We start from the raw sequence: 24,311 nt of genomic DNA on the forward strand, positions 1-24,311 counted from the left end.
ATAAGTATTTTTTTTATGATTTAAATAAAGATTTAGCAATAGTTTACGTTCGTTTAAATTTTGTTTCAAAAAGAAGATTTTTTTAACAATTAAAATTAGTAAAATAATGAGGGATAATATTTTATTATTTTATAAAAATAGTACTTTTATCCCCACTTAAAACGAACGTTTTTTATAGCTGAAATTTGAATGATACATAAAAAGATTGAGTTTTATGCAAAAAAGAAGATAACTTTATTATTCTTTCATAACATATTCTTAATCAAATTATTCTTACATATACTCATTTCCTTCCTTTTTGCAAAAATTGATATTTTCAAGCTTTGTTTTTTGACCTTTAATATACTAAAAAAACGTTCGTTAATGTGTGTGAATCGTGTATTGATAATAACTTCTTTTTGAATTTTTCGTAGATAGGAGAAAAATCGATTAATATATATGACCAACAATATTGATAATAGGACTGTTACTGAGCTTGATTTAAAGCGTTATATGGGTAAATGGTATGAAATTGCCCGGTTTAACCATCGTTTTGAGAGGGGAATGGATGGAGTGACAGCAGAATATTCAGTGCGGGAAGATGGAAAAATAAAAGTACTCAATCGGGGATGGAAAAAAGGAGCCTGGCATCTTATCAAAGGGAAAGCAAAATTGCCTGACAAGTCACAACCCGGGAAATTGAAGGTCTCTTTTTTCCCGTTAATTTATAGTGATTATTATGTTATGGAATTGGATCAGGAAAACTATTCTTATGCCATTGTTGGGAGTTCGAGTGATAAGTATTTATGGATATTGAGCCGTACAAAAGAGTTAAGTGCGGATTTAATGACTGATTTATTGACGAGAATTCGGCAAAGGGGGTATAATACGGAAAAATTAATTTTTGTTATTCAATAGATTTAAAATCAAAAGTCAATTCATATTGATCTACCTAAAAGGGCTGTCTCCGGGCAGCTCTTTTTATTTAAAATGTGCCTGTAAAATGCTTTAGGGGAAGATTCCGGTGGGTGTATTGCTTATCTGTCTGAAATGTAAAATATTGAAAGCGGAGATCAAACGTTGTAAATAGGGAAAAAAGGCGCTAAATAATTTTTTTAATCCTTTAAAAGGCTTAAATTTGTTCGTTTTTTACAATAAACAGTTACAGTTAAATATATAAATTATGGCAGAAAATGTAAATCAGAAGCTTTTCAGTGAGTTTGCGCCTAACACTATGCAGGAGTGGGTGGACAAAGTTACTGTCGACCTGAAAGGGGCCGATTTTAGTAAAAAGCTCGTATGGAGAACCAATGAAGGTTTCAGTGTTCAGCCGATGTATCGGTTAGAAAACATGAAAGACCTCAAGAATCTCGATTGTTTCCCGGGAGAGTTTCCGTTTGTAAGAGGCAATAAAAAGGATAATAATGATTGGTATGTGCGTCAGAATATCCGGGTAGAAGACGTTGCCGAAGCCAATAAAAAAGCATTAGATGTATTAAACAGGGGAGTAAATTCGTTAGGATTTATTTTTACGGGATGCCGTGAATTTTCAAAAGCTGATATGGCGGCTTTATTGAAAGATATCTGTTTGGAATGTGTAGAAATCAATTTTGTATGTGAGTGCAAAAAATGCTCTTTACTAGATGCATTTATGGCAGTAGTGGAGGAAAGAGGAATTGATCCGGAAAAGATATACGGAGGTATAAATATTGATCCGTTAACGAATTTAACTTTGAAAGGTAAAATTTGTTGTGAGAATCCTTTCGGAGCCCCTCTGGAAAATACCAAAAAAATGGCGGCTTATAAGAACTTCAAAACTATAGAAGTCGGAGGATATGTTTTCAATAATTCCGGAGCTTCTATTGTACAGGAGTTAGGTTTTAGTTTAGCTGCGGGAGTGGAGTATTTGGACAAGCTGACAGAAGCCGGAATGAGCGTAAATGAGGTGGCACCCCGGATTCGCTTCCATTTTGCTACAGGGTCTAAATATTTTATGGAGATTGCTAAACTGCGTGCAGCCCGTTATCTGTGGGCACATATTGTAAAAGCATACAATCCTTGTTGTGACAGTATGTGTAAGATGAATATACATGCGGAGACTTCTGAATGGAATAAGACTGTATATGATCCGAACGTGAATATGTTACGGACTCAGACAGAAACGATGTCTGCCGTATTAGGGGGGGTAGATTCTTTTACAGTACATCCTTATGATTATATATATGAATGCGAGCCTTCTGAATTGGGAGAACGTGTTGCCCGTAACCAGCAATTATTGTTGAAGGAAGAATCGCATTTTGCCCGTATTGTGGATGTAGCGGGAGGTTCCTATTATATTGAAGAATTGACAGAATACATTGCAGAGGCTGCCTGGAAATTGTTTTTACAAGTACAGGATGAAGGTGGCTATATTGAGGCGTTTAAGAAAGGTTTCATCCAGGCTGCTGTCAAGGCTACTGCACAAGCCCGGGATTTAGCAATTGCCCAGCGGAAAGAGAATTTCGTAGGTACGAACCAATTCCCGAATTTCAATGAAAAGATAGAAAAAGCTATTTGTTCTTGTGTTTTAGAGCCGGAAGATCATACTGCAGAAGGAGCTACAGTGGAGACACTTAAGCCATACCGGGGTACTCAAGCATTTGAAGCATTGCGGCTGAAGACAGATATGTTCGCTGCTAAGAATGGCCGTCCGGTCGTATATATGTTCCCCATGGGAAATCTGGCTATGCGTAAGGCAAGAGCTCAATTTGCTTGTAACTTCTTCGCTTGTGCCGGATTCCAGGTAGTTGATAATAATGGATTTAAGACTGTTGATGAAGGAGTTCAGGCTTGTTTAAACAATAAAGCTGCTATTGTAGTACTTTGTAGTTCTGATGATGAGTACGCCGGATTTGCTCCTGAAGCATTTGAGAAGCTGAAAGATAAGGCAATTCTTGTTGTAGCCGGTAATCCGGAAAGCCGTCCTGAATTGGAAGCTAAAGGATTGACCAATTATATACATGTTAAGAATAATGTATTGGAAGAACTGAAAGGCTATCAACAAAAGTTAGGTATTTAATAATTAATGAGTAGGGAAAGAGGATGAAGAGAATTTTGTTCCTCTGTACGTTATCACTCTTTAGATTTAAAAAGTATGAAACCGAATTTTAAAAATATAGATATTAAGACGGCTCAAAAGACTACCCTTTCAGCTGAAGAATGGGAAAAAGCCAATCATATCGCCAAAAATTGGACGACGCCAGAATTGATACCCGTTAAGCCGGTATATACGGCTGAAGATTTGAAAGGAATGGAGCATCTGGATTATGTTTCCGGTATTCCTCCCTATTTACGTGGACCGTATTCAGCCATGTATCCTTTACGTCCCTGGACGATCCGTCAGTATGCAGGATTCTCTACTGCTGAAGAATCCAATGCATTTTATCGCCGGAATCTGGCTGCGGGGCAAAAGGGGTTGTCAGTAGCGTTTGACCTGGCTACACACCGGGGTTACGATTCCGACCATCCGCGTGTTATCGGTGATGTCGGGAAAGCCGGTGTAGCAGTGGATTCTATCCTGGATATGAAGATATTGTTTGATCAGATTCCATTGGATAAGATGTCTGTTTCAATGACAATGAACGGGGCTGTATTGCCCGTGTTGGCTTTTTATATAGTAGCGGGTTTAGAGCAGGGGGCTACTTTGGATCAATTATCAGGAACGATTCAGAATGATATTTTGAAAGAATTCATGGTGCGGAATACTTATATTTATCCGCCTAAATTTTCAATGAAAATTATTGCTGATATTTTTGAGTATACTTCCAAAAATATGCCAAAATTCAATTCCATTTCCATTTCCGGTTATCATATGCAGGAAGCTGGAGCAACGGCAGATATTGAATTGGCATACACCTTGGCAGACGGCCTGGAATATTTGCGGGCAGGAGTAAATGCTGGTATGGATATCGATGCCTTCGCTCCTCGTCTGTCATTCTTCTGGGCGATTGGGATGAACCATTTTATGGAAATCGCTAAGATGAGAGCGGGAAGACTGTTGTGGGCTAAAATCGTAAAACAGTTTAATCCGAAGAATCCGAAATCTTTGGCTTTACGTACCCATTCCCAGACATCAGGTTGGTCTTTGACGGAACAGGATCCGTTCAATAATGTGGGACGTACCTGTATAGAGGCTATGGGAGCTGCTTTGGGACATACCCAGAGTTTGCATACCAATGCTTTGGACGAAGCAATTGCTTTACCTACGGATTTCTCTGCACGTATTGCCCGTAATACACAGATCTATATTCAGGAAGAGTCGACAATTTGTAAAGCAATCGACCCATGGGCCGGTTCTTATTATGTAGAAAATCTGACGAATGACTTAGTACATAAAGCTTGGGAACACATCCAGGAAATTGAAAGATTAGGTGGTATGGCCAAAGCAATTGAATCGGGAATTCCGAAATTACGTATAGAAGAAGCTGCAGCTCGTACACAGGCCCGGATTGACAGTGGGGAACAGACCATCGTCGGTACGAATAAATATCGTTTGGATAAAGAAGATCCGATTGATATTCTGGAAATTGACAATACCGCTGTACGGGAAGCTCAGATTGCCCGTTTGAAAGAATTAAAAGCTAACCGCAATCAGGCTGAAGTAGAAGCTGCTTTAGATGCTATAACAAAATGTGTTGAAACAGGAGAAGGGAATTTGTTGGAATTAGCTGTAGATGCTGCTAAAAAGCGGGCTTCTCTGGGAGAAATCTCTTATGCATGTGAAAAAGTTGTTGGACGTTATAAAGCTGTAATCAGAACTGTGAGCGGAGTATATTCAAGTGTTGCTAACGAAGATGCAGACTTCAAAAAAGCAAAGGAAATGGCCGACGAATTTGCAGAATTGACAGGTCGTCGCCCGCGTATTATGATTGCTAAGATGGGACAGGATGGTCACGACCGGGGTGCGAAAGTTGTAGCGACAGGGTATGCCGATATGGGCTTTGACGTCGATATGGGACCTTTGTTCCAAACTCCGGCAGAAACGGCTAAACAAGCTGTAGAAAATGATGTACATGTTATCGGAGTTTCTTCTTTGGCTGCCGGACATAAGACATTGGTACCGGCTGTTATTGAGGAATTGAAAAAATTGGGACGGGAAGATATTCTCGTGTATGTAGGAGGAGTTATACCTCATCAGGACTATCAATTCTTATTCGATGCCGGGGCTATTGCCGTATTCGGACCCGGAACGAAAGTTTCTAAAAGTGCTATTCAGGTACTGGAGATCTTACTTCAGTTAGCTAAAAAATAGTTTCCGATAGAAAGGAGATAAAAAGGGGTTACCGGCAACGATAACCCCTTTTTGGATATAGATGTGTTTACTGTACAGTAGGTACTTCAATAAAGAGAACTTTTGCATTTTCTTTTACTTCAATGCCAAAGGAGAGTGTATCATATATACCTTGTCCGTCCCTTCTGCCTAAATGAGAACCTTCCACAAAAACGGAACCTTCTATGACGAAAACATATACACCAAAACTATGGGATGACTTAAAATGATAAGTGTGACGGGTATCTTTTGTGAGTTCTCCGATTGAAAACCAGGCTTGCTGGTAAATCCATAATCCTTTTTCTTTTCCTGGATAGGGAGATACAATTTCTGTAATTTCATTTCGCCGGATGATATCATTAATCCGGGCGGTTTCATAGCGCGGAGCCACGTTCATTCTGTCGGGAATGACCCAAATTTGTAAAAAATCGGTATTTTTTTCATTGCTGGCGTTGTATTCACTGTGGAGAACCCCTGTACCGGCACTCATTACCTGAATTTCTCCCTGATGAAGTACAGTGGTATTTCCCATATTGTCCCGGTGTTTTAATGCACCGCTGAGCGGTATGGATATAATCTCCATATTCCGGTGAGGATGCATGTCGAATCCTGTGCCGGGATCGATAGAATCGTCATTTAATACTCGTAAGGCTCCGAAATTAATGCGTTGCGGATCATAATAATCAGCAAAGCTGAAGGTGTGGGAAGTGCGTAACCAACCGTGATTGAAATGTCCCCGGCTCTCTGCTTTGTGTAATACTGTTTTCATAATTCGTTTTTGTTTCGTTTAGTCGTATAAAATTAGAGATTAGCAGAACATCGGGCAATTCTAAAGCCTTATTATTTGTTAAAAAGGAAAGAGGATTAACTTTGGATTAATTAAAGATTGTAAACAAAACGAAGGAATAAGGTAAAAGCTTTCCGGAAAATTTTTGAATACTGATTGTTTATTTCTGAGCCAGATGAAAATAGTCTTTTAAGATAGTTTTTATAAAAGTTTGATTATCCATATCAGTGGAAATACCGGTAACTTCTTTTATTTTTTTAGCTAAAGGATCTAAAAGTTTAAAGTCCAGGCTGCGATTTACTTCTGTGATTACTTCGTTTACGATTCGGATGTCCCGGTCGGACAGTAAACTGACCTGGGGAAAAATGACGGTGTATCCGGCAGGCATTACATGTTGGGTTAAATCTTGTAAGCGAACAGGCGTTTTTTGGCGGATGACTGTTGTTCCGGCAGCCAGGTCCCCTATCCTTTGCATGCGGCGGGTCACTACAATTGAAATGATGGCAAGTGTACCGCTGGTGAGGGTAATGTCGATTAAACGGAAAACCCAACGCAACATATAATCCCAAAAGTTTACTTTTTTACCGTCTAAACGAACAACTTGTAATCCTAGGGCCATTTTTCCGACGCTTTTCCCGTTAAAAAATAATTCACAGAGCAGGTGGTATAAAGGGAGGATACTGAGCAGAATAATGATAAAAACAATGCTGCCTGTACTGCCTTGGCTGATGCCTACGCCCATACTGCCTAACAGGAGGAACAAAAGACCTGTAGAACCCAGAATGAGAAAATCCAGAAGAGTAGCTAAAATTCGGGGACCTACACCTGCCATTTCGTAGTCGATATTGACATTTTGAACAGTATTGACGGATATTTTCATCGGAAACAGAATTGTATCGTGCAAACATATGCTTTTTTGATAAAAAAATCTATTTTTGTTATTAAAATTACATTTATCCGTGGTAAAAGAATGAGTGGCTAACTCTTTTTCGTCCTATGAAAGAAGCAAAATTTATAGCTAAAAATAAGCAAAGGTGGAAGGAGATTGAAAAAAGAAGACAGGAACGCACGGATAAACTGGCTTCCGATTTTATTGAATTGTCTGATGATCTTTCTTATGCCCGGACGTTCTATCCGGGAAGTGCTACAGAAAAATACCTGAATCAGCTCATGATTCATTTTCAGACAAAAATTTATCGTTATCGTTCGGAAAGAAGAAAGGGACTCTTTTCTTTTTGGAAAGAAGATTTTCCTCTTTTACTGTTTCAGGAAAGAAAAACAATGTTTTTTGTATTATTGTTTTTTATTGTTTCCTGTATCTTGGGATGGTTTTCTGCAGCACATGAGGGAACTTTTGTACGTTTAATTTTAGGGGATGCTTATGTAAATCAGACTTTGCACAATATTGCAGAAGGAGTTCCTAGGGGGGTGTATAATTCTGGTAACGAATGGGAGATGTTTTGGGGAATTACGCTGAATAATATACGAGTGTCTTTTGTTGCCTTTGTATTCGGAGTATTTTTTCAGTAGGGGCTTTGTGGATTTTGTTTTCCAATGGCGTGATGCTGGGGGCCTTTCAATATTTTTTTTATGCTCAGGGCTTGTTTATACATTCAGCTTTATCCCTATGGGCACATGGAACATTTGAGATTACTTCCATTGTAATTGCCGGAGGTGCAGGAGTAGTGATCGGAAATAGTTTTTTATTCCCCGGTACATATACCCGTATTCAGTCGTTTAAAAAGGGAGCTTTAAAGGGAATTAAAATAGTAGTAGGATTGATTCCCTTCTTTATCTTAGCCGGAAGTATAGAGAGTTTTATAACCCGCTATGCAGACCGTTATCCGGTTGTGGGGTTGTGTTGTGTCGTGGTGTCGTTTGCGGGTATTTTGACTTACTTCGGATTTTATCCGGTTTTAGTAAATAAAAGGAAGAATGGAAAAAATTGATTTGTGTCAAAGACGGAGTTTCGGAGATTTGTTAACGGATACATTTGTGTTTATCAAACAAGAATTTAAGCCGTTTTTACGTTGTTTCTGTTATCTGGTATTGCCTGTTCTGATTGTGGATGTTTTATTTAAGAGTGCCTTTTTACAGGATTTTATACTTAATACAGGAGAACAATACTCAACAGATATCCTTCGTTTTAGAGGACAATTCTTCTGGACTTATTTTTTTAATCTCATTGTAATTTATGGGTTGATGTTGGAAACTTTATCTTATATACGGGTATATCAGGATAAATATGAGGCAGGCGACACTTCACCGGTAAAGCCCCGGGAAGTATGGTTTGTTATGAGACGCAAAGGGGTTCTTCTGGGGATATGGGGAATTGGTTATCTGTGTATCAGTTTGATTGCCTTTTTATTTCTCATTATACCCGGGATTTATTTTTTTACAGCCCTGACTTTTGGAGCTTATTTGATTGTAATTACGGATAGGAAAATGAAAGAGGGTTTTTCATTTTCTTTTATCCGTGGAGAATGGTGGAGTACTTTCGGATTCGGAATTGTCCTCTATCTGATTATAAGTTTTATGTCTTATATTTTTTTGATACCCACCTGGATTTTGTATATACCCGGTTTGATGACCGGCAATCCGGAAAATAATTATATCGCTTCTATGCTTTTGTTATTGGCGTCGTTGGGACAAAATTTTCTGTATACCATTTATTTTATTGGGATGGGTTTCAAATTTTTCAGTATTATAGAAGGACGGGAACATTATACTTTATATAAAAAAATCAATAGTATCGGTGAAAATACAATTTAGGAAAAGTTTAAAAATGACTTTCCGATACGGGAGTTGGACGTTTATTTTCTGTTGCATCATGCTCCCTTTATTTGGCGGACCGGCGAGGGATTCTCTCTATGAAATACGTTCGCCGGGAAATGCTTTTGTTGAAAAATTCCGTGCTGAGCCGGCATTTAATTATACGGAAATTGTGGAAGATAATCCTTGGGGAAAGCGTATGATACGTTGGCTGGCGGATCTTTTCGGTGGGCTACCGGCTGAAACTACGGCAGATGTTTTGGGATTCTTGTTGAAAATGCTGGTTGTTAGCTGTCTTATTTATGCTTTATACCTTATGGTGAAAGCAGGCGTAATATCTCCATGGGGACAAAAAGAGAAAAAATTTAAAGAAGAAACTTTAGATACTGCTTTATTTTCCGATCCGGACAGATTCCGGAGACGGTTGGAGGAAGCTTTAAAAACAGGGAATTATAAAAGTGCTGTAAGAATTCATTATTTAAATGTATTGTTTTTATTGAATGAAAAAGGACTGATACATTGGGATTTATGCAAGACAAATGCTTTGTATCTCAGGGAGATTCCCTTGGAAAAAAAAAAGGCTTTCCAGCGTCTTTCTACTGTTTTTGATTGTGTTTGTTATGGGGATTTTGAAATCGATGAGAAAGTTTACCCACAGATACGTGATTGTTTCCTAGGGTTTGAAAAGGAGATAGAGGAATGAAATTGAAAATTTACATCTACCTTTTTATGATGACCGGTATAGTGTTGTTTTATGTTTGGTATGAAACAAACCGGCCGGCCACTGTTGATTGGACAGAGACTTTTTCGGTAAACGATAAAATACCGTTTGGAACATACATTGCCGGTAAAAGTTTACCTTATCTTTTTCCGGAAGGAAAGGTTGAGATTTCGCGTAGGCCGGTAACTGAGCGGCTCCGGCGTAAAGATACCCTTTATCCTTCGGCTTATGTATTTATCGATTACGGATTTCAAACGGATCCGGCGGAAATGGAAGATTTACTGAACTTTGTGGAAAAGGGGAATTATTTATTTATTGCTGCATTACAGATGCCCGATACTTTACTCTCCTTATTCCATTTAAAACTGGAAGGTGATTATGAGGAACAGAAACATCAGTTAAAGGTGGATACAGCCGGTCAGCAGTATTTATTCCGAAAACGTTTTGTCGCTTATTTTGAGTTACAAGAGGACTTCGAAGGAAAAGTATGGGGGACTGTAACGAAAAAAAAGCGTCCTGATTTTGTCCAATTGAATTATGGAAGGGGACAGATATTTCTTAACTTAAATCCTCATGCTTTTACGAATTACCATGTTCTGGAAGCAGAGCAGGGGGAATATTATTATAAGGCATTGTCGGTTTTACCTGCCCGGGTAAATGTGATATGGGATGAGTATAAAATTGCCGGACCGGAAGGAGGCGAAAGTCCGTTCCGGGTAATAATCCGTTACCCTGCCTTAAAAGGAGCTTTGTATTTGATAGTAGTATGTGGAATCTTATACGTTTTGTTCCGTTGTAAACGGGAACAGCGGGCGATGCCTGTAATTGAACCTCCCGAAAATAAGTCATTGGAGTTTATTGCAGCTGTCAGTTCGTTGTATTACAAACAGCAGGATCATTACCGGATAGCTTTGAAACGAATTAATTTTTTTCTGAATGAAACAACTGTAAAATATAAACTGGATACAGGAAAATTGGATGGGTCTTTTATTTCGGACCTTGCCCAACGATCCGGTATAGAGGAAGAAAAGGTTGAAAAACTGATTCGGTTGATTATCACTATCCGTAAAACGGAACATATAAATGAGCCCGGATTAAAAAAATTAATACAATTATTGGAATTATTTAATGAAAAAAATAAAATATGAAAACTGAGCAGGAGGAAATAAACATAAATTTTGAATCCCGTATCGATTTTACTCTTTCAAAGAATAAACTGGATTCATTGCGGGGAGAAATCGCAAAAGTAATTGTCGGTCAGCAGGAGTGGGTTGACTTACTCTTGACGGCGATATTAGCGGATGGGCATGTGTTGGTGGAAGGGGTACCCGGTGTAGCAAAAACATTGATGGCTAAAGTATTGTCCCGTTTAATTGATGCGGATTTTTGCCGTATCCAGTTTACGCCCGATTTGATGCCAAGTGATGTTTTGGGAACTTCAGTGTTCATGCCTTCAACCGGACAATTCGAATACCGGAAAGGTCCTGTTTTTACGAATATATTATTGGTGGATGAAATCAATCGTTCTCCGGCAAAGACACAGGCGGCATTGTTTGAAGTGATGGAGGAGAGGCAGGTGACAAATGACGGGAAGGAGTATAAGATGGATTATCCTTTTCTGGTTATGGCGACTCAGAATCCGATAGAGCATGAAGGTACCTATCGTTTGCCGGAGGCACAACTGGACCGCTTTATTTTTAAGATTTCCGTTGGATATCCTGCTTTTGAAGAAGAGTTGCAGATACTTCGTTTGCACGATTCGGGGAATATTGTAAATTGGGAAAAATGGGTTCCTGTATTGGGGGCTGAGGATTTAAAAACATTGAGAGAACAGGTAATGCACGTCCGGGTAGATGAAAAGATTAAAGCGTATATCGTTCAGTTAGTGCGGATGACCCGGGAAAATGGATGGCTTTATTTGGGTGCCTCTCCGCGGGCTTCGATAGCATTGATGAAAGGGGCAAAGGCTTATGCTGCATTGCAGGGGAGAGATTTCGTAATTCCGGAAGATATTATACACCTGGCCTTACCTGTTTTCCGGCATAGAATACAATTGTCGGCAGAAAGAGAACTGGAAGGGGTTTCTGTGGATCAGGTTATTACTCAGTTGGTCGCTAAAGTAGAAGTGCCCCGTTAAAATCCCGGGTACGAAAAGAGGATATTATTCAAATTCTGTAGAAAGTGAAATTATTTCGGGAGTTATATTTACCGCCGCGTTTTTTTGCCTTATGTATACTTGGGGTACTGGCTTTGGTTATGGCTTTTGTTTTCCCTGTTCTTTACTGGGGTGTTTTAGGATTAATAGGGGCGTTGGGGATATGGACTGTAATGGATATTTTACTATTATTTACGGCAAGAGGGAGTGTATGCGGAAGCAGAGAAATGGCTGATAAATTTTCTAACGGGGAAGATAATCAGGTGAAAATTGTCTTACAGAACAAGTACCGGTGGACGGTATATTTACGGGTAATGGATGAGATTCCATTTCCTTTTCAGATACGCACTTTAACGCAAAAATGTAAATTGGAAAGTGAGGAAAAGCAAATTCTGTGTTACCGTCTCCATCCGGTAAGGAGGGGAGAATATGAATTTGGCAGGATTCGCGTATTTGTTTCTACTGTTTGGGGATTGGTTGAACGTCGTTTTTCTTTGGGAGAGGAAGCTAAAGTTGCTGTTTATCCGGCTTTTGCTGAAATGAGAAAGTATGAATTAAGGGCTATGGGTGCCCGCCAAAATGCAGGAGATAAACAAGTCCGTTTCGTAGGGATCAGTACTTCTTTTGATCAGATAAAACCCTATGTATGGGGAGATGATCCCCGCCGGGTCAATTGGAAAGCTACGGCAAAGTGTAACCGTTTAATGGTCAATTCTTATACGGATGAGAGGGCTCAATCTATTTATTGCTTATTGGATAAAGGCCGTACGATGCAATTCCCTTTCCGGGAGATGACAATGTTGGATTATGCAATAAATGCGGTCCTGGCTTTGTCGGATGTGATTTTGAAAAAAGGGGACCGGGCCGGTTTATATACATTTTCAAATACGTCCGATGTTTTTATAAAATCCGATAACCGGGGCGGACAGTTGAGACAGATTAATGAGGCTCTTTATAAGCAGCAGACTTATTTTCTGGAATCGGATTTTGAACAGATGTATGTTGCTGTTAACCGCTCGGTACAGACCCGTAGTTTATTGATTTTATTTACAAATTTCGAAAGTATGGCTGCATTGGAAAGACAATTACCTGTACTGCACAGATTGACACAAAAACATCTGCTTTTAGTGGTGTTATTTGAGAATTCAGAAATACGGGAAGTTATGGAAAACGCCAATAAAAGCGTATACGATATTTATTTTCAAACAATAGCAATGGAATTCATGGCAGAAAAGCAGCGTATTGTACGGACCTTGCGTCAGCAAGGTATTCTGGCATTGTTGAGCCGGCCGGAAGACTTATCCGTGGGCGTTATAAATGCTTATCTGAAGTTAAAGGAAAAGAATGTGATTTGATTGGCCGTTATTTTATAATCCCTTTTCGCAAAAGAATGGGACGACTGTATTTGTAAATAAGAGGTCGGTAATATTCAAATGTGGCTCCTGCGAGAGTACATGTCATGCCTGAAAGAAGTATAATAACCGGTAAACCGGCGTATTTTTCCAGATAACCTAACAGTATACCTCCCAGAGGAGATATACCGGTAAACGTCATAGCCAGATAACCCATTACCCGTCCACGTTTATCTTCTTCAGCCAATGCTTGTAAAAGGCTGTTGATGGAAGCCACTGTCATAATAATAGAGAATCCGGCGGATATAAGTATGGCGGCAGCTAAAAATGGCGTGTGGATAAAGGCCAATGAACTTAAAGACGCGCCTAGTAGGAATGTGTTGATGGTAATCAGCCTTTCTAATCCGGCAATCGTTTTACGGGCAGCCAGTGTGATGGCGGCTGTTAAGGAACCCAACCCGATACAGGACAATAAGTACCCCAGCATTTTGCTTTCTCCGTTTAGGATATCGTTGACATAGGCCGGAATAAAAGTAACAAGTGGCAGGCCGAAGAAGCTGACAATGGCCATCAATAATAAAAGAGAACGAATCGGAAGCTGGGTAGCCACGTAACAAAAACCTTCATTTAAGTCGGTAAAAACAGTGAGTCGGGTTTTCCGGGAATGCTGTATGGGCAAATGCATTCTTAATAAAGCTATGATTACTCCCAGGTAACTTAACCCATTCAGTAAAAAACAAAACATTTCTCCGCCAAAACCGATGACAATACCTCCGATAGCCGGTCCGACAAGACGGGAACCATTGATGACCGTAGAATTAAGAGCGATGGCATTATTTAAATGCTCAGGTGCAACCAGGCCGGGATAAAAAGCCTGACGGGTAGGATTATCCAAAGCGTTGATTACCCCCAAAAACAGACTGAGCGCCATGAGATGCCAGATTTCAATTGTTCCGTTAAAAGTTAACCAAGCCAGAAGTAAAGCTTGTACAGCGGATAGAGATTGAGTGAGAAGTAAAATATGATGCCTGTTGAAGCGATCGGCAAAGACACTGGCAAAAGGGGTAATCAGGAGTATTGGAATTTGAGCCATAAACGAAATACCCGCTAAAAAGAGAACAGAGCCTGTCAGTTTATAGGCCATCCAACTCATGGCAAGTTGTTGCATCCAGGTGCCAACTAAAGAAATGCACATTCCTCCGAAATAAAGCCTGAAATTGCGGGACTTTAAAGAAACCAGAATACGGTCAGTCAGTTCTTTAGGCTTGTCAAATACTCCTCGGGTCGTCTTCATATGGATTTTCCTGCAGTCATTCGGTTCTTTCGATGGGGAAGAGAAACATTTTTAATGGATTTAATTTTTCTTATATTCCTGATTCTTCTTTAATCAAAATAATATTTATTCTTCCTGCAGGCCAGGATTTTTCAGTAATTGTCCATGTATTGCAGATGCGGTGGGGACTGCGGCAATCCATGCAGGTTCCGGTTTTCCGGCAGGGAGTATTGAATCCTTCGTGACGCAATATATTCTGAGGGGCCGTCCAGGTACGAATGCGTTGCATAGCTGTTTCCAAATCCGGGACGATCTTATTTATCCCGATGAAAAGCACGACATGTTCAGGACCGAAAGTAATGCCTCCGACTCGGTTGCCCATCATATCCAGATTGACTAACTGCCCTTTCTGAGTAATGGCATTCGTGCCGGCGAGGAACAGATCTGAGAGGAGAGCCTGACGGCGCCAATATATTTTCTGGGTACGGCTCATTCCTGCTCCGAATGTCCGGATTAAGGTCACTTCCGGATTTTTTTCCAATTCGGAGAGAATACGGGTAGATTCCAGCGTTTGGGAATCGCCCCAGCTCACTGTAGCAGGTTGTAATACTGTAAATATTTCTTTGAAAAAAATAGCCCGGGCTTCTTCAGTATTAGCGGCCGGAAAAACTTCAAAATTATTATTTTTCAAAGCTTTTATTGTGTTCTCTATAATAGATAAGTCCATGAGTTTCATTTTCGGACAAAGGTAATGAACATATTGAAGAGAAGGGCAAAGAAATATAAAAAACTGAATTTTACGGGGAAAAAAGGAGTGAGAATTTATAGAAAATAGCGGTCCGGGGCTTGCTTTGAGTACGTAAAGAGAGGAACGCAATTTTTTAAGGTATAAATGACTTTATTTAAGTATTTTTTAACTATTTTTGTGACTTATTCTGACAGATAGGAAAAAACGTGCTAAATATTGAAATTTTGGTATGAAAAAAAGACTGGACTTTCAGCCTAAGTTATTTACAAGTTTGAAGAATTATTCGAAAGAAAAATTTTTCTCCGATTTAATGGCCGGTATTATTGTCGGCATTGTCGCGCTCCCTTTGGCTATTGCCTTTGGAATTGCTTCTGGTGTTAGTCCGGAACAGGGTTTGATTACGGCTATTATGGCTGGTTTTATCATTTCTTTGTTGGGGGGAAGTAATGTACAGATTGGAGGTCCTACCGGGGCATTTATTATTGTAGTATATGGCATTATAAGTGAATTCGGAATGGAAGGATTAGCTATTGCTACTGTATTGGCCGGTATATTTTTATTATTAATGGGGCTATTGAAATTGGGGACCGTTATCCGTTTTATTCCTTATCCCATTATTGTCGGATTTACAAGCGGAATAGCTTTGACTATTTTTACGACTCAGATAAAAGATTTATTCGGAATGCAGATGACGGAGATGCCTGCTGATTTTCTGCCTAAATGGGGAGCTTATTTCCGGAGTGCGGGAAGTATACATGGAGCATCGGCTGTGGTAGGGATAGCCAGTATTGTATTAATCGTATTTACACCGAAATTTTTAAAAAAAATACCAGGGTCTTTAGTTGCGATTGTTGTAATGACGGGAATCGTATATATTTTAAAAAATTATTTGGGAATTACAGGGATTGAGACAATCGGGGATCGTTTTCAGCTAAAAGCGGCTTTGCCTGAGCCCAGTATGCTTGCCTTGAATATGGAGACGATTCACTTCTTATTTCCGGCAGCCTTTACAATTGCCATTCTGGGAGCTATAGAGTCTTTGCTTTCGGCAACAGTGGCAGATGGAGTGACGGGAGATAAGCATAATTCCAATACAGAATTAATGGCACAAGGGGTAGCTAATATGGTTGTGCCTTTTTTTGGTGGAATTCCGGCGACGGGAGCTATTGCCCGTACCATGACGAATATTAACAATGGCGGGCGTAGTCCGGTAGCGGGAATTATTCATGCGGTCGTATTATTGCTGATCTTATTATTTTTAGGACCTCTTACCCAGCATATACCGATGGCTTGTCTGGCTGGAGTACTGGTAATTGTTGCCTATAATATGAGTGAGTGGCGGACTTTTCGTTCTTTGCTTCGGAATTCCCGCTCGGATGTGGCTGTGCTTTTGACAACTTTTTTATTGACGGTGATATTTGATCTGACAATAGCCATTGAGATCGGGCTTTTATTGGCTATGCTTTTATTTATGAAGCGCATGAGTGAAGTGACAAAGGTGTCTGTCGTAAAAGATGAGGTGGATCTTTCTTCGGAAAGCGAAATTTATCACGAAGAAGAAAAGCTGAATTTAAAAAAGGGAGTGGAAGTATATGAAATCGACGGTCCTTTCTTTTTCGGTATTGCCAATAAGTTCGATGAGTGTATGAAGGTGTTGGGGGATCGCCCTCAGGTCCGTATTATTCGAATGCGTAAGGTGCCTTTTATGGATACGACGGGTTTGCATAATTTGGAAAGTCTTTATCGTTTGTCAGAAAAGGAAAAAATACGCGTTGTACTTTCCGGAGTAAATGAATCCGTGCGGAAGGTATTGGAAAAATCCGGTTTAGCATATAAAATCGGTAAAGAAAATATTTGCAGTAATATTCAGGAAGCTGTAGAAAAGGCTAATAGCTATATTTAAGGCGAATCATAAATTTCTAAAGGCGGACGATGTCATTATGATGAAGAGAAATGTACTACTTTTTCTAGTTTTAATTCTTTTTTCATTTCCTTTGAAAATGAAGGCGCAGGCTTTTGTAAAGTCGTCTACGGAGGATTTTGAATGGAAACTGATCGGAAGAGCTTTATTTGACGGAGGTGTATTTTTCAGTGATTCCGCCCGTTTAGGGAATGGTATGGTTATTTCGGATGTGCGTCTGGGGACCAGCATCCGTTTTTTGAAAAATTGGGAAGGAAAAGTCGAGTTGGGATATAAGGACAGCAAGGTATCGCTGAAGGATATTTACATTGCTTACCGGAAACGGGATCATATGATAAAAATCGGTCATTATTTTGAACATCTGGGATTGGATTACCGGCTGGGGACTTTAAATTTCCGGTTAATGACGATGGCGGTGACCGATGCTGTTTTGGGAGATAAACGGAAAGTAGGATTCAGTTATATTTATAATAGTCATGTGATGACGGCGGCAGCCGGTTTTTTCAGTGACGGAGATATTGACAATACCAAAAGCCTGGATGAAGGTTATGTAATTGCTGCTCAGCTTATCGGTCGTCCGGTGTACGATGAAGAAAAGCTGGTCCATTTGGGTTTTGGGGTAAGGTATAGTGAACATGACGAGGCGGAAAGAGAGGAAGTCATTTTTAAAGGAGGTGCTCCTACAGATGTCCTGAATAAAAACGAAAATGTGTTTGTACAGGCTAAAGTGACGGATATGATCAATCAGTGGCGGTTCGGTGCAGATATCATTTTATTTTACAGAGGGATTTATCTTCAAAGTGAATGCCTGGCTGTTCATATCAATCGTATCGGAAAAGAAAATTATACCGGTAAAGGGGTGTATGTACAGTCGGGATGTTTGTTGCTGGGAAATAAACAATATAAATACAATCGTTCCCAGGGATGGGTTTCTAATCCTGATCCCAGAAATTTAGAGCTGTTGTTCCGTTATAATGTAACGGATATGAACGACAGGGAAGCACATATTATGGGAGGAAAAGAACAGGATATTACGTTGGGAGTGAATTACTTTATAAATAAATATATTGGTGTGAAGGTGAATTATACTCATATGTGGACAGATTCTTATGCTGTTTACGGAAAAGAAAAATTCGATTTTATTCAGGGACGTATCCAGTTTAGTTTTTAAAACCGGCAATAAAATCCGGACATTATAAATATTAATAAAAAAGAGTATGAAAAAAATTTTAGTATGTATGATCTTGATTCTGGGAGTAACTTTAGGAATCAAATGTTCTGAACCGAAGGATTATAAGACTACGTTAAAAGAGATGCTGATCGTTTCTGGTAGTGATAAGACTTTCGAAATGGTGGTACCTCAGATGATCGGAATGATGAGACAACAGATGCCGCAGGTGCCGGGTGAATTCTGGGATGAAATGGAAAATGAGATGTCTAAAACGGCTTATACCGATTTAGTGGATATGCTGGCGCCGATTTACCAGAAATATTTAACACAGGAAGATCTGGAAGAAATCATTAAATTTTATCAGACTCCGGCAGGTAAAAAACTGGGTACATCTGCTCCGAATATCAATATGGAAAGTATGCAGGCCGGTCAGCAATGGGGCATGAAATTAGGTCAGAAAATCCAGGCTAAACTGCAGGAAAAAGGATATTAAAATCCGTTTTTTAAAACAATGTCCGGAAACAGATGCTCCTGTTACATTCGTAATTGATTGATAGTGTAAAACCAGCAAAAGAGAGAGGAGTGGTATCCTGGATTCCCTTAACCGGTAGAGGTGGACCGGATCAGGAAGAAAGCTGTTTCCGGACGTTGACTTTTGTTTTATCCGTTGAGCATATGAACAGTATTAAGATTCTCCTTTTTTAGGGCTTTTTTCAAAATATACTTTACAGAAAGCATCTAACTTCAGCGTTCCCGTTTCAGCATTTCCCGAGGCATCCTTAAAGCCCGTGAGAGTTCCGGTCTTTCTTTTCCGTATGAGTGCTTCAACTTGCCTGGAACTTAATTTTTTTCCCTCAATTTCCATTGGGATCAGGAAGTCACAGGATTTCTTATACAGAGAACATCCCCAGGCGGTTTTTCCTTTTAGTATAGTACCTTTTCCGCATTTTGGGCAGGTTAAGGGCAGGGATTTTTGGGGAGATTTTGCCGTACTTTTTTTCTTTTCACTTTCTTTTGTATCTGATTTATCTTGTTCTACGGTAATTGTCTTAGCGGATGAATGTTTGACAAAGTGAATGATTTCATTGACCATATTTTTAAGCTCTTCCATAAATCCGCTTACATTGTATTTCCCGTCTTCGATCATACGGAGTTTCCTTTCCCATTGTCCGGTTAGTTCTGCGGATTTCAGGAGTTCATTTTGAATGGTTTGGATCAGCTCGACGCCGGTAGGGGTTGCTAACAGGCGTTTTTTGTCTTTCCGGATGTAATGCCTTTTTTGTAAGGTTTCGATAATACCGGCTCGTGTGGAGGGACGTCCGATTCCGTTTTCTTTCATCAGATCGCGTAATTCTTCGTCTTCTATTTGTTTCCCGGCTGTTTCCATTGCCCGGAGTAAATCTGCTTCTGTATAATACTTAGGAGGCTGGGTTTCCTTTTCCAGCATTTCAGGAGTGTGGGGACCTTGTTCCCCTTTTTTATAGGCAGGCAATACGTTTTCTTCGTTTTGTTTATCCGTTGTCGATCCGAAAACGACCCGCCAGGCCGGCTGAATAATTTGTTTTCCTGTCGCTTTAAAACTTTCTTCTCCGATTTTAGCCAATACGGAGGTATTGGCAATCTCACAGTCCGGATAAAAGGCAGCAATAAAACGGCGGGCAACCAGATCATATACACGTTTTTCATCCGGTGTCATATCATAACTGAATATTCCGGTAGGGATGATGGCATGGTGGTCTGTAATTTTTTTATCGTTAAAAACTTTTGGTGACTTTTTAATTTTTGTACCGCTGAGAAGAGGTGCCACCAAGTTTTCATAGGGTTTAAGTCCCTTTAATATTCCCGAAATTTTAGTATATTGATCATTGGGAAGAAAATTAGTGTCTACGCGGGGATAAGTCGTCAATTTCTTTTCGTACAACGATTGGATAATCTTTAGCGTATGGTCAGCGGTAAAAGCATATTTCCGGTTACATTCTACCTGCAACAAAGTCAGGTCAAATAATTTAGGGGGGCTTTCCATTGCCCTTTTGCATTCTACGCTGATAATTTCGAGATTCAGAGGGAGAATTTGCTGTAAAACGGCTTCAGCCTCTTCTTTTTTATTGAAACGTCCCCGCTGGCAGGAAAAAAGACCGCCCCGGTAATCGGTCCGGATCTCCCAATAGGTTTCCGGCTTAAAATTTTCGATGGCTTTTTGGCGTTCTACGACCAAGGCAAGCGTTGGTGTCTGTACTCTTCCGATGGAAAGCACATTTTTTCCGTTCCCGTATTTTAAAGTGTAGGCACGGGTGGCATTCATTCCCAATAACCAGTCGCCAATCGCACGGGCAGAGCCTGCTGCATATAAAGTATCGAAATCGTGGGCATCCATTAAATTTTCGAAACCTTCCCGTATGGCTTCTTCTGTCAAAGAAGAAATCCAAAGCCTTTTTACCGGAACCTGACATTTCGCTTTCGTCAATACCCAACGTTGAATTAATTCTCCTTCCTGTCCTGCATCCCCGCAATTTATGATTAATTCTGCTTTTGCTACTAATTCTTCTATAATAGCGAATTGTTTTTTGATGCCTTCTTCGTCGATCAGTTTGATACGGAACCTGGAAGGAATCATCGGTAAAATCGTTAAGTTCCAGTTTTTCCACTTTTCTGTATATTCGTGTGGTTCCTGCAAACTGCAAAGGTGACCGAATGTCCAGGTCACACAATATCCGTTTCCTTCCAGATATCCGTTCCGACGTGTAGTGGCTCCTAAAACATTGGCAATTTCCCTTGCTACACTCGGTTTTTCGGCTATACACATCTTCATTGTTTGCAGACATTAAATATAGAACAAAGATAGGATTATTTCGGCAAAGTCCCATGAGGGACAGCGGGAAATGAACAGAGGATCCTTCACTGACATTTTTATTTTACATCGTGTCCGAAAGGGGTAAGGGCGAGTCCAGCCAGCTTAAAATGTTGCAGTCCGAAAGGAATTCCAAGAATGGTAATACAGAAAAGTATTCCAAAGCCAACGTGGGATAAAAAAATCCAGACCCCTCCTACAAAAAACCAGAGAATATTCATAAAAACGGAAAGACATCCGTGTGCTTCTGCTTTTGGAACAATTTGGCTTCCAAAAGGCCAAAGAGCCAATATACCTAACTTCAGCGTTTGCAAACCAAAAGGAATGCCGATAATTGTAAGGCATAATAAAATGCTGGAAATAAAATATTCAATAGCGATAAAAATCCCTCCAAATACGAGCCATATAATATTCCCTATAATTTTCATGATTATCTTTTATTGTAGTCAAAGATACGAATAAAAACCGAAAAAATAGCACCCGGGGACGGGGGAAGGTGCTATCTAAAACCACCAAGACATTTGTTTTTTATATTTTACCGGAACATACAGGCAAAAGGGGACGGAATGGAAATCAAAAAAAATAGTGAAACTTATTCTATCCGTTTCTTTTCTTTCGTTTTAATGGCTTTATTTACAATAACAATGCTCAATTCATAGAGCATATACATAGGGATTGCCAGTAGAAACATACTGAACACGTCGGCAGGGGTGATAATGGCAGCTATAATTAAAATGACGATAAAAGCGTGCCGGCGGAATTTTTTCAGATGTCCGCTATTAATCAGGCCGATTTTGGCCATAAAATAGGCTAATATGGGTATTTCAAAAACGGCTCCCATGGCGATAGACAGCATGGTAAATGTAGAGATATAAGAAGACAGTGTTATTTTATTTTCGACGAACTCGCTTACCTGATAAGTTCCCAGGAAGCGAAAAGAGAGAGGAAATACAGCGTAATAATTTAATAATATGCCGCAGAAAAAGAGCAGAAAGGCTGCGATAAGGACTCGGGTGGAATACTTTCGTTCATTTTCATAGAGGGCCGGTTTGATAAATCCAAACAACTGATATATGATATAAGGGGAAGCGATCACCAAGCCTGCGTAAAATGCGACTGTCATATGGACAATAAACTGTGAGGACAAGTTGATACTAATTAAATCTACATGGAAATCTCCCGGACAAAGAGAAGAAATATGCGACCATTCCGCTAACTGGCACAAAGCCCGGTAAGTAATAAAATCGGAACGGTGGGGTGCAAAAATAATATCGAAAAGAATTTTTTTATTGACAAAAGCAAGAACAGCAAATATACCTACGAACAAAGCAATACGAAAAATAATCTTTCTGAGCTCTTCCAAATGATCCCAAAAAGTCATGTTGTTTTCTTTTGCATCGTCCATACAATCCTGAGCTGCTTATTTTTCTTTGTCAGAATTCCCTTTCAAATCTTCTTCAATACCATTCATCCCGTCCTTAAAACTTTTGACGCCTTTCCCCAGGCCTTTCATTAATTCGGGAATTTTTTTACCGCCAAAAAATAATAATACCACCAGAACAATGATGACAATTTCAGATGTCCCTATCATCAAAACCATACTCATAAATCTTTTATCTTCTTAGGACAAAGATAGAGAACAATTTTAAAAAAGAAAATTAAAAGTTCAAATTAACGGTGTTTTTATTCTAGTGGATTTTTATAATTTTGCGGGGAATCATTAATAATATAGATATGAGCGGATTTTTTGGTTGTGTATCGCGAAAAGAATGTATTGCGGATGTTTTTTACGGAACAGATTATCATTCTCACCTCGGTACAAAGAAAGCTGGTATGGCTTTTTATAACGGGCAGGATTTTGTCCGGTCAATTCATAGTATTGAAAGTGCTTATTTCAGAAATAAATTTGAGCCGGAGTTGGAGAGATTTAAAGATTCTTATTTGGGTATAGGGGTGATAAGTGATATGGAATCGCAACCGATTACAGTAACTTCGCACCTGGGTCGGTTTTCGGTAGTTACGGTAGGACGTATTGATAATATAGAAGAGATTGCACGGGAATTACTGGATGAAAAAATCCATTTTGCTGAATTATCGGGTTCCTCGATCAATCCTACGGAAATTGTAAGTATTTTAATAAATAAAGGGGAATCTTTTAAAGAAGGAATTGAAATTGTCTATAATAAAATCAAAGGTTCTTGTTCTTTTTTGGTATTGACGGATAATTGTATTTATGCAGCCCGTGATAAATTCGGGCGTACTCCTGTTGTTATTGGCAAAAATGAATTTGGATATGTCGTTGCCAGTGAAAGTTCTTCTTTTACAAATTTAGGGTATTCAATCGTCCGTGATTTGGGAGCAAGGGAGACGGTACGGGTTTCCAAGGATGGTTTTACTTCTATAATTGCTCCGGGGAGCCGGAAGCAGATTTGTTCTTTTTTATGGGTTTACTATGGATATCCCTCGGCTTATTACGAAGGTATTAATGTCGAAGATGCCCGTTATCGTTGTGGGGCTGCTATGGCAATGCGGGATGATTTGAAAGCTGATTTTGCTGCAGGTATTCCGGATTCGGGAGTAGGGCATGCAATCGGATATTCAAATGCCAAGGAAATTCCTTATAAACGGCCATTTGTCAAATATACTCCGACCTGGCCCCGTAGTTTTATGCCTCAAAACCAATCGATGAGGGATCTGGTAGCAAAAATGAAGTTGCTTCCGAACGAAGCTTTTACGCGTGGGTCGCGGATTGTTTTTCTGGACGATTCTATTGTGAGGGGAACACAATTAAAAGATAATGTAGTAAAATTGAGGGAGTGTGGAGTGAAGGAAGTGCATATACGGATTGCTTGTCCTCCCCTTATTTATCCGTGTCGTTTTCTAAATTTTTCAACTTCCCGTTCGACTTTTGATTTATTTGCAAGACGGGTAATCCGGGATTTGGAAGGCACTTCCGAATTGACGGAAGAGATACTGAAACCTTATACTGATCCGGATTCGGACCAATACAAGGCAATGGTAAAAATGATGTGTCAGCATTTGCAATTGGATTCTTTGCAATTCCAGCGTCTGGATGATCTGGTTAAAGCTATCGGATTGCCCAAAGAACAGCTTTGTACCCATTGTTGGGACAATAGCAGTTATATGGAGTAAAGAAGTAACAAAAATATTTAACGATAAAAATCAAAAGGGGCAAAAACTCCTTTGGGATTAGTGTTCCTTGGAGAAATCCTGTAGGAGCGGAAGAAGCATTTATATATTTCCGTCACTAAAGGT

20 protein-coding genes and 1 pseudogene are annotated in these 24,311 nt (G+C 39.6%); 13 read left to right on the forward strand and 8 right to left on the reverse strand.

The window, feature by feature from the left end:
- Positions 1 to 438 precede the first annotated feature (438 nt).
- The 3 genes from Q0465_RS10450 to scpA all read left to right on the forward strand — a co-directional run bounded on the left by Q0465_RS10450 (position 439) and on the right by scpA (position 5,269).
- A complete protein-coding gene (locus tag Q0465_RS10450) occupies positions 439 to 897 on the forward strand; it encodes a lipocalin family protein (protein ID WP_298615922.1) in 459 nt (152 codons plus the stop codon).
- A gap of 265 nt (positions 898 to 1,162) precedes the next feature.
- The gene (locus Q0465_RS10455; protein WP_298615924.1) at positions 1,163 to 3,037 is read left to right on the forward strand and encodes a methylmalonyl-CoA mutase family protein; all 1,875 of its coding nucleotides are present in this window, start codon (positions 1,163 to 1,165) and stop codon (positions 3,035 to 3,037) included.
- Between the two features lie 75 nt (positions 3,038 to 3,112).
- The gene (gene scpA / locus Q0465_RS10460; protein WP_298615926.1) at positions 3,113 to 5,269 is read left to right on the forward strand and encodes a methylmalonyl-CoA mutase; all 2,157 of its coding nucleotides are present in this window, start codon (positions 3,113 to 3,115) and stop codon (positions 5,267 to 5,269) included.
- Positions 5,270 to 5,336: 67 nt separating this feature from the next.
- Here the strand turns inward: scpA and Q0465_RS10465 are convergent, their stop codons facing one another.
- Together Q0465_RS10465 and Q0465_RS10470 are read right to left on the reverse strand one after the other, a co-directional pair.
- Positions 5,337 to 6,056 (reverse strand): pirin family protein, encoded by a 720-nt coding sequence (locus tag Q0465_RS10465; RefSeq protein ID WP_298615928.1) that lies wholly within the window; start codon positions 6,054 to 6,056, stop codon positions 5,337 to 5,339.
- A 178-nt stretch (positions 6,057 to 6,234) separates the two neighbouring features.
- The gene (locus tag Q0465_RS10470) at positions 6,235 to 6,978 is read right to left on the reverse strand and encodes an RDD family protein (RefSeq protein WP_298615931.1); all 744 of its coding nucleotides are present in this window, start codon (positions 6,976 to 6,978) and stop codon (positions 6,235 to 6,237) included.
- Between the two features lie 377 nt (positions 6,979 to 7,355).
- Between Q0465_RS10470 and Q0465_RS10475 the strand changes: the two are divergent.
- The 6 genes and pseudogenes from Q0465_RS10475 to Q0465_RS10500 all read left to right on the forward strand — a co-directional run bounded on the left by Q0465_RS10475 (position 7,356) and on the right by Q0465_RS10500 (position 13,077).
- Positions 7,356 to 8,023, forward strand: a pseudogene (locus tag Q0465_RS10475) (stage II sporulation protein M).
- Positions 8,010 to 8,846, forward strand: a complete 837-nt coding sequence (locus Q0465_RS10480) for a hypothetical protein (RefSeq protein WP_298615934.1) — start codon at positions 8,010 to 8,012, stop codon at positions 8,844 to 8,846. Before Q0465_RS10475 ends, Q0465_RS10480 begins: the two are co-directional and overlap by 14 nt.
- A gap of 13 nt (positions 8,847 to 8,859) precedes the next feature.
- A complete protein-coding gene (locus Q0465_RS10485; protein ID WP_298615936.1) occupies positions 8,860 to 9,549 on the forward strand; it encodes a hypothetical protein in 690 nt (229 codons plus the stop codon).
- On the forward strand, positions 9,546 to 10,715 hold the full coding sequence (locus tag Q0465_RS10490) for a DUF4350 domain-containing protein (RefSeq protein ID WP_298615938.1): 1,170 nt from the start codon (positions 9,546 to 9,548) through the stop codon (positions 10,713 to 10,715). The genes Q0465_RS10485 and Q0465_RS10490 overlap by 4 nt, the downstream gene beginning before the upstream one ends.
- A complete protein-coding gene (locus Q0465_RS10495) occupies positions 10,712 to 11,704 on the forward strand; it encodes a MoxR family ATPase (protein ID WP_298615940.1) in 993 nt (330 codons plus the stop codon). Before Q0465_RS10490 ends, Q0465_RS10495 begins: the two co-directional genes overlap by 4 nt.
- Before the next feature lie 44 nt (positions 11,705 to 11,748).
- Positions 11,749 to 13,077: a DUF58 domain-containing protein gene (locus Q0465_RS10500; protein WP_298615942.1), complete on the forward strand. Its 1,329-nt coding sequence runs from the start codon at positions 11,749 to 11,751 to the stop codon at positions 13,075 to 13,077.
- Positions 13,078 to 13,084: 7 nt separating this feature from the next.
- On the opposite strand, the gene Q0465_RS10505 is transcribed toward Q0465_RS10500, so the two are convergent.
- Entirely contained in the window at positions 13,085 to 14,368 is a 1,284-nt protein-coding gene (locus Q0465_RS10505; RefSeq protein ID WP_298615944.1) for an MFS transporter, read from the reverse strand.
- Between the two features lie 70 nt (positions 14,369 to 14,438).
- Positions 14,439 to 15,074, reverse strand: coding sequence for a lactate utilization protein (locus tag Q0465_RS10510; protein ID WP_298615946.1), 636 nt, complete (start codon positions 15,072 to 15,074; stop codon positions 14,439 to 14,441).
- A 250-nt stretch (positions 15,075 to 15,324) separates the two neighbouring features.
- On the opposite strand from Q0465_RS10510, the gene Q0465_RS10515 reads away from it, so the two are divergent.
- The 3 genes from Q0465_RS10515 (at position 15,325) to Q0465_RS10525 (ending at position 18,680) form a co-directional block, all read left to right on the forward strand.
- Positions 15,325 to 16,998 carry a SulP family inorganic anion transporter gene (locus Q0465_RS10515; RefSeq protein WP_298615949.1) on the forward strand — a complete coding sequence of 558 codons (1,674 nt, stop codon included), beginning with the start codon at positions 15,325 to 15,327 and terminating at the stop codon, positions 16,996 to 16,998.
- 97 nt (positions 16,999 to 17,095) lie between these two features.
- Positions 17,096 to 18,187 (forward strand): porin, encoded by a 1,092-nt coding sequence (locus Q0465_RS10520; protein ID WP_298615951.1) that lies wholly within the window; start codon positions 17,096 to 17,098, stop codon positions 18,185 to 18,187.
- Positions 18,188 to 18,233: 46 nt separating this feature from the next.
- On the forward strand, positions 18,234 to 18,680 hold the full coding sequence (locus Q0465_RS10525; RefSeq protein WP_298615954.1) for a DUF2059 domain-containing protein: 447 nt from the start codon (positions 18,234 to 18,236) through the stop codon (positions 18,678 to 18,680).
- A gap of 192 nt (positions 18,681 to 18,872) precedes the next feature.
- Here Q0465_RS10525 and Q0465_RS10530 read toward each other — a convergent pair whose 3' ends face one another.
- The 4 genes from Q0465_RS10530 to Q0465_RS10545 all read right to left on the reverse strand — a co-directional run bounded on the left by Q0465_RS10530 (position 18,873) and on the right by Q0465_RS10545 (position 22,641).
- Positions 18,873 to 20,996, reverse strand: a complete 2,124-nt coding sequence (locus Q0465_RS10530) for a type IA DNA topoisomerase (protein WP_298615956.1) — start codon at positions 20,994 to 20,996, stop codon at positions 18,873 to 18,875.
- A gap of 98 nt (positions 20,997 to 21,094) precedes the next feature.
- Complete coding sequence (locus Q0465_RS10535) at positions 21,095 to 21,463, reverse strand: YccF domain-containing protein (RefSeq protein WP_298615958.1); 369 nt, start codon at positions 21,461 to 21,463, stop codon at positions 21,095 to 21,097.
- 164 nt (positions 21,464 to 21,627) lie between these two features.
- Positions 21,628 to 22,440, reverse strand: a complete 813-nt coding sequence (tatC, locus tag Q0465_RS10540) for a twin-arginine translocase subunit TatC (RefSeq protein WP_298615960.1) — start codon at positions 22,438 to 22,440, stop codon at positions 21,628 to 21,630.
- 15 nt (positions 22,441 to 22,455) lie between these two features.
- A complete protein-coding gene (locus Q0465_RS10545; protein WP_298615962.1) occupies positions 22,456 to 22,641 on the reverse strand; it encodes a twin-arginine translocase TatA/TatE family subunit in 186 nt (61 codons plus the stop codon).
- A gap of 128 nt (positions 22,642 to 22,769) precedes the next feature.
- On the opposite strand from Q0465_RS10545, the gene Q0465_RS10550 reads away from it, so the two are divergent.
- Positions 22,770 to 24,188 carry an amidophosphoribosyltransferase gene (locus tag Q0465_RS10550; RefSeq protein ID WP_298615964.1) on the forward strand — a complete coding sequence of 473 codons (1,419 nt, stop codon included), beginning with the start codon at positions 22,770 to 22,772 and terminating at the stop codon, positions 24,186 to 24,188.
- The last annotated feature ends 123 nt before the right edge of the window (positions 24,189 to 24,311 follow it).

Origin of the sequence: uncultured Odoribacter sp., assembly GCF_937966165.1 — a bacterium.
In the GTDB taxonomy this organism is placed as follows: domain Bacteria; phylum Bacteroidota; class Bacteroidia; order Bacteroidales; family Marinifilaceae; genus Culturomica.